The 16381-nt window shown below is 51.4% G+C and carries 16 protein-coding genes; 4 read left to right on the top strand and 12 right to left on the bottom strand.

Features of this window, described 5'->3' with window-relative positions:
• Positions 1–3 precede the first annotated feature (3 nt).
• Together FDX22_RS10935 and dsbG are read right to left on the bottom strand one after the other, a co-directional pair.
• Entirely contained in the window at positions 4–909 is a 906-nt protein-coding gene (locus FDX22_RS10935; protein ID WP_117342209.1) for a LysR family transcriptional regulator, read from the bottom strand.
• Positions 910–1113: 204 nt separating this feature from the next.
• Positions 1114–1860: a thiol:disulfide interchange protein DsbG gene (gene dsbG, locus FDX22_RS10930; protein WP_146717181.1), complete on the bottom strand. Its 747-nt coding sequence runs from the start codon at positions 1858–1860 to the stop codon at positions 1114–1116.
• Between the two features lie 371 nt (positions 1861–2231).
• Between dsbG and ahpC the strand changes: the two genes are divergently transcribed.
• Both ahpC and ahpF read left to right on the top strand, forming a co-directional pair.
• The gene (gene ahpC, locus FDX22_RS10925; RefSeq protein ID WP_115259117.1) at positions 2232–2795 is read left to right on the top strand and encodes an alkyl hydroperoxide reductase subunit C; all 564 of its coding nucleotides are present in this window, start codon (positions 2232–2234) and stop codon (positions 2793–2795) included.
• Between the two features lie 241 nt (positions 2796–3036).
• The gene (ahpF, locus tag FDX22_RS10920) at positions 3037–4602 is read left to right on the top strand and encodes an alkyl hydroperoxide reductase subunit F (RefSeq protein ID WP_115259116.1); all 1566 of its coding nucleotides are present in this window, start codon (positions 3037–3039) and stop codon (positions 4600–4602) included.
• A gap of 126 nt (positions 4603–4728) precedes the next feature.
• On the opposite strand, the gene uspG is transcribed toward ahpF, so the two are convergent.
• From uspG to citC, 10 genes are all read right to left on the bottom strand, one after another.
• Positions 4729–5157, bottom strand: a complete 429-nt coding sequence (gene uspG, locus FDX22_RS10915) for a universal stress protein UspG (protein WP_096757918.1) — start codon at positions 5155–5157, stop codon at positions 4729–4731.
• Between the two features lie 198 nt (positions 5158–5355).
• Positions 5356–5766 (bottom strand): nucleoside diphosphate kinase regulator, encoded by a 411-nt coding sequence (gene rnk / locus FDX22_RS10910; protein ID WP_003022104.1) that lies wholly within the window; start codon positions 5764–5766, stop codon positions 5356–5358.
• 146 nt (positions 5767–5912) lie between these two features.
• Positions 5913–6719, bottom strand: a complete 807-nt coding sequence (rna, locus tag FDX22_RS10905; RefSeq protein WP_146717180.1) for a ribonuclease I — start codon at positions 6717–6719, stop codon at positions 5913–5915.
• 123 nt (positions 6720–6842) lie between these two features.
• Positions 6843–8306 carry a citrate/succinate antiporter CitT gene (gene citT / locus FDX22_RS10900; RefSeq protein WP_115259113.1) on the bottom strand — a complete coding sequence of 488 codons (1464 nt, stop codon included), beginning with the start codon at positions 8304–8306 and terminating at the stop codon, positions 6843–6845.
• Positions 8307–8329: 23 nt separating this feature from the next.
• Positions 8330–9235: a triphosphoribosyl-dephospho-CoA synthase CitG gene (gene citG / locus FDX22_RS10895; RefSeq protein ID WP_146717179.1), complete on the bottom strand. Its 906-nt coding sequence runs from the start codon at positions 9233–9235 to the stop codon at positions 8330–8332.
• Complete coding sequence (gene citX / locus FDX22_RS10890; RefSeq protein WP_146717178.1) at positions 9207–9758, bottom strand: citrate lyase holo-[acyl-carrier protein] synthase; 552 nt, start codon at positions 9756–9758, stop codon at positions 9207–9209. Before citX ends, citG begins: the two co-directional genes overlap by 29 nt.
• A gap of 3 nt (positions 9759–9761) precedes the next feature.
• A complete protein-coding gene (gene citF / locus FDX22_RS10885) occupies positions 9762–11294 on the bottom strand; it encodes a citrate lyase subunit alpha (protein WP_137362436.1) in 1533 nt (510 codons plus the stop codon).
• A gap of 9 nt (positions 11295–11303) precedes the next feature.
• Entirely contained in the window at positions 11304–12212 is a 909-nt protein-coding gene (locus FDX22_RS10880; RefSeq protein WP_115259109.1) for an aldolase/citrate lyase family protein, read from the bottom strand.
• A complete protein-coding gene (gene citD, locus FDX22_RS10875) occupies positions 12209–12505 on the bottom strand; it encodes a citrate lyase acyl carrier protein (RefSeq protein ID WP_096757911.1) in 297 nt (98 codons plus the stop codon). The genes FDX22_RS10880 and citD overlap by 4 nt, the downstream gene beginning before the upstream one ends.
• Complete coding sequence (gene citC / locus FDX22_RS10870) at positions 12502–13578, bottom strand: [citrate (pro-3S)-lyase] ligase (protein ID WP_115259108.1); 1077 nt, start codon at positions 13576–13578, stop codon at positions 12502–12504. Before citC ends, citD begins: the two co-directional genes overlap by 4 nt.
• A gap of 387 nt (positions 13579–13965) precedes the next feature.
• Here citC and dpiB point away from each other — a divergent pair, with 387 nt between their 5' ends.
• The gene (gene dpiB, locus FDX22_RS10865; protein ID WP_115259107.1) at positions 13966–15627 is read left to right on the top strand and encodes a sensor histidine kinase DpiB; all 1662 of its coding nucleotides are present in this window, start codon (positions 13966–13968) and stop codon (positions 15625–15627) included.
• Positions 15596–16276, top strand: coding sequence for a two-component response regulator DpiA (gene dpiA, locus FDX22_RS10860; protein ID WP_096757908.1), 681 nt, complete (start codon positions 15596–15598; stop codon positions 16274–16276). Before dpiB ends, dpiA begins: the two co-directional genes overlap by 32 nt.
• Positions 16277–16381 lie beyond the last annotated feature (105 nt).

Raw genomic sequence — 16381 nt, 5'->3', positions numbered from 1 at the left:
GGCTCATTCGCTCTCGGGTATAATTCTTTTTATATATTCAGCAAAACCGCTGTTGTTAAGTGAGGCGCGATTATACATCAGAAAAAGTTCGGCTGACGGTATCTTTATACCAATATCTATTTCTTTTAGATTGAAAATAGGTGCGTAGTGCTCGAAAATGACTCTGGGAATAATACCGATGATATCAGTGCTGGAAATGACGTTGGTAATTGAAATAAGAGAGTCGCTGCTAAACCCTATATTACGATTGGCCATAAATTCGTTAGTTTTTGACTGGTACTCTTTCATACCCAGTTCTTCAGAGAGAAGAGAGGTAAACTGTTCTTCCAGTACTTGTTTAAGTGTGCTTGAAGCATTTATTCTGGGGTGGTTGCTACTGCAAACCAATACACCTTCGATGGTTTTGAACGGGGCGCAGATAATGGAACGATTGCGCACGGGTACAATAGTAGCGACCAGATCTGCTTTGCGATAAGCCAATATGTTTTCAGCCGTTTCTGCTGACATTAATATATCATGATGTTCAATTTCGACATCGGCATCCTCTCTCAGATAATGAATTAACTCTCTTATATTAAAACCGGTAACAAGTTGTGGGCAGTAAATGACAAACTTCTTTTTCAGGCTGGAGCTATGCATGATATTTATCGTTTGCTCCAGATTGTTAAGATTTTGCTCAAGATGATGGTGCAGGTTGATGCCTGTCACCGTAGGCGTGATCCCTTTACCAGACCGAATAAATAGAGGGTCATTAAACTGTGTGCGTAGTCTTTGCAACGACTGACTTACGGCGGATGGCGTGATATACAGCGTTTCGGCGGCCTTACTGATACTCAAATGTTGATAAATACACTCAAAAATAACCAATAGGTTGAGATCGAATTTTTTAAGGTCATAGAGGTTAGCCATATGTATATTCTCATTGTTATTTTATGTGGAAATATTTCATTTTTATATATTTGAATTGCAAATTATTTCTTTTAAGAATCTTTTATACGCTTAATGAATAGTTAACTTAAACTAAAGTATCACAGTCAGTATTAATTTGACGAGTAGAAAATGCATCATGAGTGATTGAAATGAGAACGATAACAATCACTCATAATATTAGTTTTAGTTATTACCCATTATAATGTCCAGTTTTTCTTTATCCGGCAGCCCGACGGCCTGTTGTAATGTGTTGTCTTTGCTCATGTAGTAGATTGCCGGCGTGACGTTAGCGCCCAAGTCATCCATCAATTTTTGGTTGATATTCAATACCTTCAGCTGCCCGGAAGGGGGCGTCTCTGGCATTTTCAGCGTGAGTTTACCGCCAGAGGCCTCATAGTCATGCCATGTTTTAGCCGGATCTTTGCTGGCCAGAATTGCTGCGGCGGTTGCCGGACTCTCGGGCTTGATTACGCCGACCAACAATGTCCGGAGTTGTACTTTTCCTGAATCAACCCATGGACGTGCCTGTTGCCAAAATTGTTTGCAATATGGGCAGAAGGGATCGGCGAAAACATAGACAATAACCGGCGCGTCTTTTTTCCCGTCCAGAATCCACGACGCTTTTTCCATGCGCTGCCACATTTCACGGCCTGCAGGTGCATAGATTTCTTTTTCTATCAATGTATTACTGAGGTTTTCGCCTTTTTCATTATACATGTAGCCGGAAATGGCGTGTTTCCCGTCAGGCGTGACATAGATAGTCACTCCCATATCCTGGTATTTTCCCAGGTAACCTTTCATTCCACCTGGCGCGTCAAACGGCTTGAGGATGGTAATGCCCTGTTTTTCGATGGCTTTTACCGGGGCAGGGAGTTCTTCGGCGTGCACGACGGCAGGGAGCAAAGCGAAGAGTAATGTACGTTTAAACATTGATTTTCCTTATAAAATCAAAAGGAAAGGGGGCTGAATTGCAAAACCTATCACAGCCATAGGTAAGACCGACGGTCTGTCGATTGCCCTTTCTTGAGTGGGGTGATGTAATCCCAATCGCTGTTACAACCTTTGTTAAGGTAATGTAGAGCGCAACACTTAGCCAGTCTGCTGGCACTGAAGTTATCTGCGGGTAACTCGGGTAATGGGCTCCCTGCAAAGGGGGCCTTTTTACTTTTTGCTACGGTTTCACAACATTTTGTTGAGTCGGTTGTTAGTTAACGCTTATTGATTTGATAAAGGAAACGCATTAGCCCTGATGAAAGATTTTCGTTAACTTATCCCTCAACGAAAACACGGAGGAAGTACAGATGTCTTTGATTAATACCAAAATTAAACCTTTCAAAAACCAGGCGTTCAAAAACGGTGAGTTCATCGAAGTTACCGAGAAAGATATCGAAGGTCGTTGGAGTGTTTTCTTCTTCTACCCGGCTGATTTTACGTTCGTATGCCCGACTGAACTGGGCGACGTGGCAGACCATTACGAAGAACTGCAGAAGCTGGGCGTAGACGTTTACTCTGTATCTACCGATACCCACTTTACGCATAAAGCCTGGCACAGCAGCTCTGACACCATCGCCAAAATCAAATACGCGATGATCGGTGACCCGACTGGCGCCCTGACCCGTAACTTCGACAACATGCGTGAAGATGAAGGTCTGGCTGACCGTGCAACGTTCGTTGTTGACCCGCAGGGTATCATCCAGGCGATCGAAGTTACCGCTGAAGGTATCGGCCGCGATGCGTCTGACCTGCTGCGTAAAATTAAAGCCGCGCAGTATGTCGCTTCTCACCCTGGCGAAGTGTGCCCGGCGAAGTGGAAAGAGGGTGAAGCGACATTAGCGCCGTCCCTGGACCTGGTCGGTAAAATCTAAATTTCCGTCGTCTTTCACGTCATAGCCGTGTTGGCGTCACCTGCTTACCCCGGTCACTTACTTCTGTAAGCTCCCGGGGATTCTCAGGCTAGCCGCCTTGCTCTGACGCGAAATACTTAGGAAATTACGTCAGTCATGGGCGCAGGCGCGCCCATTTTATTCCAGCATCATGACGCAAGTTGCATTGATGCAGTCCCGTGAAATCGGCTTGCATGATGATGTTTTCAGAGAGGGAAGAACAATGCTCGACACAAATATGAAAACCCAGCTCAGGGCTTACCTTGAGAAACTGACCAAACCTGTTGAGCTGATTGCTACGCTGGATGACAGCGCTAAATCGGCAGAAATCAAGGAACTGCTAACTGAAATTGCTGAACTGTCAGAGAAAGTAACCTTTAAAGAAGACAACACGCTGGCAGTACGTAAGCCATCGTTTCTGATTACTAATCCAGGTTCTCACCAGGGACCGCGTTTTGCCGGTTCTCCACTGGGCCACGAGTTTACGTCTCTGGTTTTGGCGCTGCTGTGGACCGGTGGTCATCCGTCAAAAGAAGCGCAGTCTCTGCTGGAGCAGATCCGCGATCTCGATGGCGATTTTGAGTTTGAAACCTATTATTCACTGTCCTGCCACAACTGTCCTGACGTGGTGCAGGCGCTGAACCTGATGTCGGTGCTGAACCCGCGTATCAAGCATACGGCGATTGATGGCGGTACTTTCCAGAATGAGATTACCGATCGCAACGTGATGGGTGTTCCGGCCGTGTATATGAACGGCAAAGAGTTTGGTCAGGGGCGTATGACGCTGACGGAAATCGTCGCCAAAGTCGATACCGGTGCTGAGAAGCGCGCGGCAGAAGAGCTGAATAAACGTGATGCCTATGATGTGCTGATCGTCGGTTCGGGTCCTGCAGGGGCGGCGGCGGCAGTGTATTCCGCACGTAAAGGTATTCGTACCGGCTTGATGGGTGAACGCTTTGGCGGTCAGGTGCTGGATACCGTTGATATCGAAAACTATATCTCGGTGCCGAAAACCGAAGGTCAAAAACTGGCAGGCGCGCTGAAAGCACATGTTGATGACTATGATGTTGATGTGATTGATAGCCAGAGCGCCAGCAAGTTGGTTCCTGCTGCGCAGGAAGGCGGCTTGCACCAGATTGAAACGGCCTCCGGCGCGGTGCTAAAAGCACGCAGCATTATTATTGCCACCGGTGCCAAATGGCGCAACATGAACGTACCGGGCGAAGATAAGTATCGGACCAAAGGCGTAACCTATTGCCCGCACTGTGATGGCCCACTGTTTAAAGGCAAACGCGTGGCGGTGATTGGCGGCGGTAACTCGGGCGTTGAAGCGGCAATCGATCTGGCCGGTATAGTTGAACATGTGACGCTGCTTGAGTTTGCGCCGGAAATGAAGGCTGATCAGGTTCTGCAAAATAAAGTGCGTAGCCTGAAAAACGTCGACATTATTCTGAATGCGCAAACTACTGAAGTGAAGGGTGACGGTAGCAAGGTGACCGGTCTGGAATACCGCGATCGCGTCAGCGGCGACGTCCACAATGTGGAACTGGCGGGTATTTTTGTGCAGATTGGCCTGCTGCCAAACACCAACTGGCTGGAAGGCGCCGTTGAGCGTAATCGCATGGGCGAAATCATTATTGATGCCAAATGTGAAACCAGCGTGAAAGGGGTTTTCGCTGCGGGTGACTGCACCACCGTGCCGTACAAACAGATAATCATAGCTACCGGCGAAGGTGCAAAAGCATCACTGAGCGCCTTTGATTACCTGATTCGCTCCACCGTACAATAAGAAAGTAAGACTCACCTGCAAAAGAAGGAAAATGCCTGAGGTCGCAAACGCGTTTCAGGCTTACCGATTCGATGAAATAACATCGATGCGGAATAAAAAGGGGCTACCGAAAGGTAGCCCCTTTTTTTAACGAACGACCAGCACCGGCAGGGTGGCGTGGCGGACTACGCTGGAGGCGTTAGAACCCAGCAGATGGGTGCTGATTGATGGGTTGCGCGATCCAATGACCACCACATCGGCGTTCAGCTCTTCGCCCAACTCGTTGACTACATCACGTACGCTACCAAAGCGAACGTGCTGTTTGATGCGAGAAGGATCAATACTGAAGTGACCGACCATCGTTTGCAGGCGGGTTTCCGCTTCGTGCTGCAGATGTTCCTCAAAACGGCGAACGTCAGCAGCAAAACGATGCAGGCTCAGGCTGGCGGAGCCAGGAAGCACATGCAGAAGATGGATAATCCCATTTTCCTGTGCCAGAAATTCTGCATGGCGAACAGCCTTGTCGCTCAGTTCCATTTCGAATACATCAACAGGCATTATGATTGTGTTGTACATAAACATTCTCCTTGTCATTACATGAACACATAACAGCATAGTATTAAAAATGATTCTGTCAGTCACGACACAGATTTATGTTTTGCGAACAGGAAAGGGAAAGCAGCAATAATGTCAATGAGGGGCGGGGATATCATCGGAAAGAGGATGCGTAAGCATCCCCTGTAAGATAAAGCGAGTAGCTTTGCTATAACAGAGTTAGCGCAGGTAGTCGCCCGCAGCTTCAGGCTGGTACTCAAGTTCGATGACTTCGAGATGGGTTGATGTACCACCTGGTAGTTCCCAGTGGATCGTGTCGCCAACGCGCAGACCCAGAAGGGCAGCACCTACCGGGGCCATCACCGACAGTTGAGTACTGCTGTCGGTCATCGTGGCCGGATACACCAGGGTACGCACTCGGACTTCACCATCGCTCAGATTGCGGAATTTCACGCGGCTGTTCATGGTGACGACATCGTGCGGCATGGTTTCTGGAGAACACATTTGGGCGCGATCCAGCTCGGCGTTTAAGGCGTCAGCAATTGGTAAACCCGCAAACGCAGGTTGCTCCAACAGGCGGTCAATGCGCTCAGCATCGAGGTCGTTAATGATGATAGTTGGTCTGGACATTTATTACTCCATGTCGTCGATACTGCGGGTGCGCAGGTAAATAATCCCAAAAGAAAACCCTCACCGTCAGGCGGCAAGGGTTTAGCTTTTATGATGATACTGAGACTTACCCCAGGTTTGAAGTGATTTAGTTCACATTCAGGCGATCAATAACCGACTTTGTCGAGGATAAACTGCTTGCCGCAGTTTCCAGGATGCGCTTGCGGCAGGAACGATGCTGCGGAAAGCGGGGCATTAATGGTGGCTGCCTTGAGCGTAAACTGGATTTCAGTCAGGTAGGCCGGATTACCATGACAGCTTAACTTCACTGCCTTCACGCTTTTTGTACCCCAGGTTTTCGCGACGGCGTCGTCAAATGCGTTGCGGCTGACGGTTTTTCCGTAATTGTCGGCAATAAATTTGCCGAGTTCGGTATTTTTTATCTCACTATTCATTCGCACCATAGTGCCAAAGTACGCGTCAGGATCGAAACCAAAACAGGCGCCGTGCTTGGCATATTCGTAACGTTCGAGACACGATGTTCCGCCAGCGCCGGGCATCACAGCGCTCAGTTTTGCGGCGCTTTCCAGCGAAAGCCCCGTTTCTGGCGCGGCGCATTTGCGACTGGCACGAGCCTCCGGCAGGTTTGGTATAGGGCGCGTGGCGCAGCCAAAGCGCATCCACCGACGATTATCTACACCGCGGGCAGCAATCGATTTTGGCAGGCCAGGCCACAGACCGTGAACGGTCAGGAAATCTGCTTTATTTGCGGTTTCTTTTTGCAGGCGGCATTCGTCGGGTTCCTGACGATTACGTTCGTGTTGGCTCTGACAAAAACCGGTTTGCCAGGAGAGCGCCAGCACATAGCGATCAAAGTCACCGTACTGTTTTGCCTGAAGTTGTTCGGCCTGGGCCGCAGAAACCGGCAGCAGAAGTGCCACCAGCAAAGAGCAATAACGCCATGTCGATGTCATGATGAATTCGGATACTTATATAATTTCTGAATGTCATCTATTAAATCATAAAAAAAGCCGCTCAGGTTTAGCTGAGCGGCATCATTTTCGTTACGCGTTTTTGCTAAGGACTAAGAAGTACGATTAGCTCCACATTGCCAGAATCGGCCAGCCGACCAGCAGAAGCATGGCGATATAGATAACGCCGAAGATGGCGCCCAGACGCCAGTAGTCTTTGGACTTCACATAACCACAGCCGTAGATGATCACGCCAGGGCCGGTGGCATACGGTGTCAGACAACCCATGATACCGATGGACAGCACCAGCAGAATACACAGATGCTCCATTGGCACGCCCGGGATCCCTTTACCGACCGCCAGAATTACTGGCAGCATGGTCGCGGTATGCGCAGACAGGCTGGCAAACAGGTAGTGAGCAAAGTAGAACACCAGTACCAGCACGATCACGGTCGCGTTAGGCGAGAAGCCTTCCAGGTGTGAGCTCATGGTGTTAGCGAACCAGTCGATAAAACCGGAACGGGTTAAGCCGTTGGCCATTACCACCAGGGTGGCAAGGTTGACCAGCGTGTTCCATGCGCTGTTATAGCGGGTAATGTCTTTCCACGGTACTACGTGCAGAGCCAACATTAGAGAAACCGCCAGCAGACCCACGGCGGTGGCATCAATCAGCTTGCCGCCGAATACCCACAGACCCAGGCTCAGCAGCACCAGACCGATCAGGGTCATCTCTTTACGGGTCAGTTTACCCATGGTTTTCAGTTCGTCACCGGCCCATGCGGCAACTTCTGCACTGTGAGTGACTTCGGGTTTGTACAGAACGTAGGATAACCACGGCGCAACGATCAGCAAAATAATACCGACTGGCAGGAAGCTGAGGAACCATTGCAGCCAGCTGATCTGAATACCGGCAATTTTGTTAACGAATTCCAGACCCAGTACGTTTGGCGCAGCGCCGGTAACGAACATAGAGGAGCTCAGGCTGGTACTGATCACCATCATCCACATCAGATAACCGCCGATACGGCGAGCTGACGGATCGTTCGGGAATGATTTAAACAGCGGCGGCAGGTTCTTGATAACCGGGAAAACGGTACCACCGGTACGCGCGGTGTTCGACGGTGTAAATGGCGCCAGCAGGATGTCGATTATAACAATCGCATAGCCCAGTGTCAGGGTACGTTTCCCCATGAACTTCACCAGGAACAGCGCGATACGACGACCCAGACCGGTGACTTCATAACCCAGTGCGAAGATGAACGCACCAAACACCAGCCAGACGGTGGTGCTGGAGAAGCCAGCCAGACCCCACTTCAGCGCCTGTTTGCCGGCGTGAAAGGTGGGGTCTGCCAGTTCTGTGGCATCAAACAGCAGGTAGTTGCTGCCGATCACGCAAATTGTCACGGCGATAAAGCTGATCGCTGTTGCCGGGATAGGCTCGAGGATCATACCGACAATCATGGCCACAAACACGGCAAAGTAGTGCCAGGCCTGCGGGGGCATTCCATCAGGGACGGGGATAAGAAACATGACACCCATGACGACCAGCGGGGCCAGTAACTTCCATATACTATCTTTTGATAAAGACATGAATGATTCTCCGGAAAGGATCTTTAATGGTGATAATGATGAACTTGTGAAATCTGAGCTAAGAACCAGGTGACAATCAGCAGATCGGCACAGCCTCCAGGACTGAGGTTGCGTTCAATGCACTGTTGGTCGAACTGGTGCAGGTAATTGAGATCGGCGGGGGTGCGAATTCCCCCTTGCTGCAATAATGTGGCAGATTGCTGCTGTAACCAGCGCAGACCCTCAGCGCCACCGCGGGAAGCGACGTTGGTATCGCCGTTGATTGCCATAAGCAGCAGTAAGGTATCGAGCAATGCCAGTTCAGGATCGCGACCCTGAGCCAGCAACGCGCGGTAGTGCGGTAACGCGTGGTGGATCACTAATGGATAGCCCGCTTCGGCTTCACCGCGAGCCCCGGTTAAACCCAGTTGTTGATACAGACGTTGGCCAGCCGTGAGTTGTTGATTGTTCTGGCGCAGTTCGCGCTCGGTCAGGCCGCGGCAAAAGGCTGCTGCTGTAGAGCAAATGGTTTCAGGTGTGACGGTCTGGCCGAGCTGGTGCAGGCGACCAATGGCGGCGCACAGCAATCCCAGCGAAAAGATACTGCCTTTATGGGTGTTCACCCCGGCAGTGGCGCGAAACATCTCGGCCTCGCAGGCCATCCCCACCGGACGCAGTCCTTTCAGCACATCTTCAGGTACCAGTTGCGCGCTGAAGGCCCCGTATTCGACGAAACGCGGCAGCCAGGCGTGGATCGCCTCGGCGCTGCGGTGAAAGTCATCCAGCGCCATGTCTTTGTGCGCGCCGTTGTTAATACGATCCACCAGACCGGGTTTGGGAGACAGGTTGACTTCCGTCAGCATGGCACGCCACGCGAGCGTCGCGTACGCTTCTGGTAAATCCTGAGGAAGAACGGCGGATTTAGTCGATGTTGCGGGAATCGGCATCATGCAGCAGTTCCTCCATGCGAATAAGTAACTCGGAAAGCGTGTGGGTTTTACCCCGCGCGCAGTCGGCTGCGCTTTGCTCGCACAGCAGGCAGCGGCGGGCAGGGAGCGTGAAATGACGGCGAGACAGGATTTCTCCTTCCGGAGTCAGGACATCGAGGTCCCATAACCGTCCCAGCGGGTGTGAATGCTCAAGCTCTATGGTGGCGAGCTTGAGGTCGTGTGCCGGGGCCTCTATAGACAACAGACCTTCCGGCCCGCTGGCAGAAACCCGCGTAACTTGCTCCCTGACTATCCAGCCCGATTTTTCCGCCAGCGTGAGCAAGGCAGTGATACCGTGATTAAAAATGCGACGAGTGAGTTCGCTGTCTTTAATCGGACCCGGAGCGACCACGGTAAAAGAGACCAGTGGCGCGCAGTGGCGGGTGAGCCAGGCATGCTGCCGTGCTTGTCTCTCATCGCGGCTGGCGAGCAGCTCGGGAATAGAAACCGCGTGGCAGGTGGCATGTTCAGGGAGCAGGTGCATGGCTTATTCCTTCACCTGATGCACAACATCAATCACTGAACCGTCGCGGTAACGCACAACGGCAATCACCCGGTCGGTGAATTCGATGGCGCGTGGCTGACCGGTAAGCTGCTGTGCACGCTCGCGCAGCCAGTCGATGGAGACCACTTTCATCCCCGCTTCCTGCAAACGTTCAGCCAGTTCAGGACGTGCAGGGTTGACGGCGATACCGTGGTCAGTGACCAGGATGTCAATGCTGGAGCCAGGGGTGACGCAGGTCAGCACGTTATCAACCAGCGTCGGGATGCGACCGCGAACCAATGGGGCGACGATAATCGACAGTGCAGCACCGACAGCGGTATCGCAGTGGCCACCGGATGCGCCGCGCAGCACACCGTCGGAGCCGGTCAGCACGTTGACGTTGAAGTTCGTATCCACTTCCAGTGCGCTCAGCACTACGACATCCAGACGGTCAACCGATGCGCCTTTCGAACCCCAGTTAGCGTACTGGTTAGCGCTGATCTCAATATGGTTTGGATTGCGGGCCAGGGATTTTGCGGCGGCACTGTCGAAGCTCTGTACATCCAGCAGTTTGCGGATTAACCCTTTTTCATGCAGGTCAACGATGGTGGCAGTGATGCCGCCCAGTGCGAAGTCGGCGCGGATGTCGCGGCTGCGCATTTTGTCTTCCAGGAAGCGGGTTACGGCCAGCGAGGCGCCACCGGTACCGGTCTGCAAAGAGAAGCCCTCATTGAAGTAACCGGAATTGGCAATCACCTCTGCCGCGCTGCGGGCGATCAGCAGCTCACGCGGGTTGGTCGTCATGCGGGTTGCATCAGCGCCAATTTTGTCCGCATCACCGACCTGCTCGATCTGCACGATCAGATCCACCTGATCCTGGGTGATACTGGCCGGATTATGCGGGTAGCTCAGCAGTTGTTCGGTCAGCAGGACCACCTGTTTAGCGTTATCGGCATCGACACGGGCGTAGCCGAGTGAGCCACAGCAGGCTTTACCGGTGTAGCCGTTAGCATTACCAAACTGGTCGCAGGACGGTACGCCGAGGAAGGCGACGTCAATGCTTAACTCACCGCTTTGTACCAGGTGTACGCGACCGCCGTGAGAGTGGACCTGCACAGGTTCAGCCAGTAAACCGCGGGAGATCTCTTCCGCCAGCGGACCACGCAGACCGGAAGTATAAATGCGGCTGACGACGCCCTGACGAATGTGTTCCACCAGCGGAGCGTGACAGTCGCTCAGGGAGCTGGACGCCAGCGTCAGGTTTTTAAAGCCCATGGCGGCAATGGTATCCATCACCAGGTTAATGGTCAGGTCGCCACCGCGGAAAGCGTGGTGGAAAGAGATGGTCATTCCATCCTGTAAACCTGAACGGCGAATAGCGTCTTCCAGGTTAGCGCACAGTTTTTTGTCGCGGGGTTTTTGCGCCTGTAACGCGACTTTTGCGCTGCTGTGGAAAGCGGAAAGGTCGCTTTCAGCATGACGGCTCCAGGTCGCCACGCGATCCTGTCGTTGAGACTGTTCGATTTTCTGCGTCATTTTTTTGCCTTATTCTTCGCGAATGCCGGAAAGTTCTGCACGGGAGATAACCAGAAGGGCGCGCTCGATAACCGGGCTGTCGACCATCTTGCCGTTCAGGGAGACAACGCCACGGCCTTCGCGAGCGGCGGCTTCAGCGGCTTCTACAACCAGACGGGCGTGCGCCAGTTCTTTGCGCGTTGGCGCATACAGGTTGTGCAGGAGGTCGATCTGACGCGGGTTGATGAGCGATTTACCGTCAAAACCCAACTGCTTGATGTGTGCGGCTTCATGCAGGAAACCGGCTTCGTTATTGGCATCGGAATAAACGGTGTCAAATGCCTGAATGCCCGCAGAGCGTGCCGCCTGCAAAATAGAGCAGCGGGCAAACAGCAGTTCGGTGCCTTCCGGTGAACGCTCGGTGCGCAGGTTACGCACGTAATCTTCTGCACCCAAGGCAATACCGATCAGACGTTCAGAGGCGTGAGCGATTTCAACGGCGCGGGTGATGCCCAGCGGTGATTCAATAGCAGCGAGCAGACCGGTGCTGCCAGGTTCGCGACCGCAGGCGTTTTCGATACGCAGAATTTCGCTTTCGATGTCGATAACATCCTGCGCAGTATCCGTTTTAGGTAAACGCACGATGTCAGCGCCACCGCGAACGACCGCTTCGAGGTCATTGATACCCCATTCAGAATCGAGGGCATTTACGCGAACAATGGTTTCAACGTCGTGATACAGCGGGTGCTGCAGCGCGTGGTACACCAGACGACGCGCGGTATCTTTCTCGCGCAGTGCGACGGAGTCTTCCAGGTCGAACATCAGCGCATCTGCCGGGTAGATAAACGAGTTGCTGATCATTGCGGCATTGGCGCCCGGTACGAACAACATGCTACGGCGTGTGCGGGATTTACGTTGTTGCAAAGATTCAGAAATCACTGGCAATCCTCCCATGGCAGTGCCGGAATGCCGCTGGCGCGGGCCAGTAATGCTTCCAGTCGCGCACGTAAAATGCAGTCCAGTGCGCCTTTATCATCAACATTTAATTGCACGCCGCGTACGTTGTAGCGGGACAGAACGTCGAGGATGGTGGTGCGAATGGCATCACCAAATTGTTTTTCAACGCTACTGTTAACCTGCAGGTCGATATCCTGCGTATCGAGCGGGGCGATGCGAATCATCACATCACCGGACTCGAGAGTGCCTGCGACGGCTGCCTGCTTTATTTTCATTTTTCACCTGTTGCTAATGCGGGGGTATTTTGGCGGACTACCGCGCCTGGCGAGGTTCTCTCAAGCATGTTTTGCAGGTAGTGCAACGTGGCTTCAGGAACCAGAGGGGCGATAGCCGTGAGATCTTTTTTAACCAGCAGCTTGCGTACCCAGGAGGCGGAAATCGGCATCTCCTGGAAGCACAGCCGCTCAATTTCCACCAGTTCAATCGGTGGGGCGGGGAGCGTTGGGGTCTCCAGCCAGTAGCGCATGTCGTTGTTGTACTGGGAGGTGACGGTGCAATACGGTTCGGTACCGACGAAGCGGTGCGTGACGCCAAGTGCCGGGGCCAGATACTGGCGGAAGATTTTCAGGTCTATTTCGGTGTAGCAGTGGTTAATGACGCTCTGCTCTTTAATGAAGTAGCACGGGAACGTGGCGCGAGAAATGATGTATTCCGATCCGCGATGCACAGTTAAATGCGGAATATCTTTTGTTCCCTTAAGTACCAGATCCAGACGGTCTTCATACGGGAAGCGTGAGGTGTCTTCTTTTACTAGAAACAGATGTAGCCAGTCGCACTGTGCCGCTGCCTGTTGGATCAGAAAACGATGACCGTTGGTAAAAGGGTTGGCGTTCATGACGATACAGCCAATTTTTTTTCCTTCGCGACGCTGTTTTGTCAGCGATTCGGCGTAACGCTTCAGACGCGTGGTGCTGTTTTCCATCAGCACCATAATGCCTGGTACGCTGGTCAGCGTAGAGAAGCCACACTGCTTAAACAGCGCTTCGTATTCGGTTTTGGTATAAATGAAGAGATGCGTACAGTGACGCTCATACGCGAGATTGATCAGCTCAGTGGCGAGCGTCAGGGCTAAGCCTTCGCCGCGCACGGTTTCGCTGATAGCCACGCATTTAATGATATTTCCGGCAATACCGCCGCAGGCAATCAGGCGGTCATCACGGGTGACGGTGATAAATATTTCAACGGTCGTATCCACGCTCAAATCATTCTCTTTCAGAAATTGAGCGATAGCCGCCATCTTTTTATTTTCTGAGCGCTTCACGTGCGAGAATATATTATTACCGAACATAGTAAAAAGTGTCCTGATGGTATATTTGTTACTGGCTTTTAGGTTTTGTTGCCAGGTTTAGCAACCTGATAACGTTTTGTTTGCAAGTGAAGGGAAGGTTTTTTTATTACGGAGTATTTCTTTTTTTCCCTACTGCATACATCGTAAGGGGTATTTTAGAGGTAAATTTTGATTTATTTCACAATACGTTAGAAGGTTTTTATGTGTTTTATGGTTTTAAGTTTTTTAATTAATTTAACCCTGAAATAGCGCGTGGTTTTAATTTGTTTAATTGATTTAAGGTGGGGAATCTGTAACGATCCTATTTTATGCCGTGACTTGTAAATAAAACATTTTCATTACAAATACAAAAAAATAAGTTGCGGTTAACGTCGTTGAGGAAAAATTATGTCACAACATAAAAATAAAACACGGTTTTCTTTTTTCCGCAGACTGGCGTTTCCATTGCGTATTTTCCTGCTGATCCTGGTCGTTTCCATTTTTATCATCGCCGCGCTGGCGAAATACTTCACCGCCAGTTTTGAAGACTACCTGACAACGCACGTCCGTGATATGGCAATGAACCAGGCGAAAATCATCGCCTCTAACGACAGTATCATCACTGCGGTGAAGCATCGCGATTACACGCGTCTGGCGACCATTGCCGACAAGCTTCAGAGCGGGACTGATTTCGATTATGTGGTGATCGGTGATGAGAACTCTATTCGTCTCTACCATCCGAATCCGCAAAAAATTGGCTACCCAATGCAGTTCACCAAGCCCGGTGCGTTGGCAAATGGGGAAAGCTACTTTATTACCGGGACGGGATCTATTGGGTTGGCAATGCGCGCTAAAACGCCCATTTTTGATGATGATGGCAAGATTATTGGCGTGGTTTCGATAGGTTATTTGATCAGTAAAATCGACAGTTGGCGATCGGATTTTTTACTGCCGATGGCGGGTGTGTTTCTTCTGCTGCTGTTGTTACTGATGCTGCTCTCCTGGTTTTTTGCCGCCCATATTCGCCGCCAGATGCTGGGAATGGAGCCCAAACAAATTGCCCGTGTGGTGCGCCAACAGGACGCATTATTTAGCTCGGTATACGAAGGCTTGATTGCCGTTGACCTGGACGGGTGCATAACTGCTATCAATCGCAGTGCGCGAAAAATGCTGGGGCTTCCGTCGCCAGGGCGGCAGTGGTTGGGGAAACCCATTGATGAGGTTGTTAATCCGTCGGACTTTTTTACGCAGCAGATTGCGGAGCAACGTCAGGATGCGATGGTGAATTTTAACGGGCTAAGCGTTATCGCCAACCGTGAGGCTATTCGTTCCGGCGATGAATTACTCGGGGCGATTATCAGTTTTCGTAGTAAAGATGAAATAGCCACCCTCAATGCCCAGCTGACACAAATCAAACAATATGTTGAGAGCCTGAGAACACTGCGTCATGAACATCTGAACTGGATGTCGACCATTAATGGCCTGCTGCAAATGAAAGAATACGATCGCGTGCTTGAGATGGTGCAGGGGGAATCCCAAGCCCAGCAGCAGCTGATTGATGACCTGCGCGGTGCCTTTGCCGATCGCCAGGTTGCCGGTCTGCTGTTTGGTAAAGTCCAGCGTGCGCGGGAATTGGGGCTCAAAATGACGATTGTTCCCGGAAGTCAACTTCATCAACTTCCCGAAGGGCTGGATAGCACAGAGTTTGCAGCAATTGTTGGCAATCTGCTTGATAATGCATTTGAGGCCAGCTTACGTACCCAGCAAGGGAATAAGGTTGTTGAACTGTTTCTGAGTGATGAAGGGGATGAGGTCATCATTGAAGTTGCCGACCAAGGGTGCGGCGTACCGGAAGCGTTACGTGAAAAAATATTTGAACAGGGTGTGAGCACCCGTACCGATGAACCAGGTGAACATGGCATCGGTTTGTATCTGATTGCAAGTTATGTGAGGCGCTGTGATGGGGTTATTACGCTTGAAGATAACACCCCCTGCGGCACTTTATTTTCTCTATTTCTTCCGAAAGTGAAAAAAAACGATGACGGAACCATTAACGCTATTGATCGTTGAGGATGAAACGCTGCTGGCGGAGATGCATGCTGAATATATCCGCCATATACCCGGTTTCAGCCAGATCTGGTTGGCGGGGAACCTGGAGCAGGCGCGGATGATGATCGCGCGTTTTAAGCCCGGTCTGATTCTTCTGGATAACTATTTACCGGACGGTAAGGGCATTACCCTTCTACATGAGTTGACTCAGGCACGCTACCCTGGCGGCGTGGTGTTTACTACGGCTGCCAGTGACATGGATACGGTGTCAGAGGCGGTGCGCGGCGGGGCGTTTGATTATCTGGTCAAACCGATTGCCTACGAGCGACTGGGGCAGACGCTAACGCGCTATCAGCAGCGCAGACGCATGCTGGCGGGTAACGACAGTGCCAGTCAAAAGCAGATTGATGAAATGTTTAACGCTTATGCGCGGGGTGAACCAAAAGGGGATTTGCCTACGGGTATTGATGCGCTAACGCTGAATGCGGTGCTGAAATTATTCGCTGATCCGACGGTACACCATACTGCGGAGACCATTGCACAGGCGTTGACCATCAGCCGCACAACCTCCAGGCGTTATCTGGAGTACTGTGCCAGCCGGCATTTGATTATTGCGGAGATTATTCACGGGAAGGTTGGGCGGCCGCAGCGTATTTATCATGGCGGCTAAATGCGGATTTCTGACGTAGGCCGGATAAGATGCTTTAGCATCGCCATCCGGCAACGTGCGGTTGCAATGCCGGATAGCGGTGTAACCGCCTGATCCGGCCTACAT

This window comes from Citrobacter sp. TBCS-14, from assembly GCF_005280805.1.
GTDB classification, from domain to species: domain Bacteria; phylum Pseudomonadota; class Gammaproteobacteria; order Enterobacterales; family Enterobacteriaceae; genus Citrobacter; species Citrobacter gillenii.
This window is presented reverse-complemented; position numbering and strand designations above follow the sequence as displayed.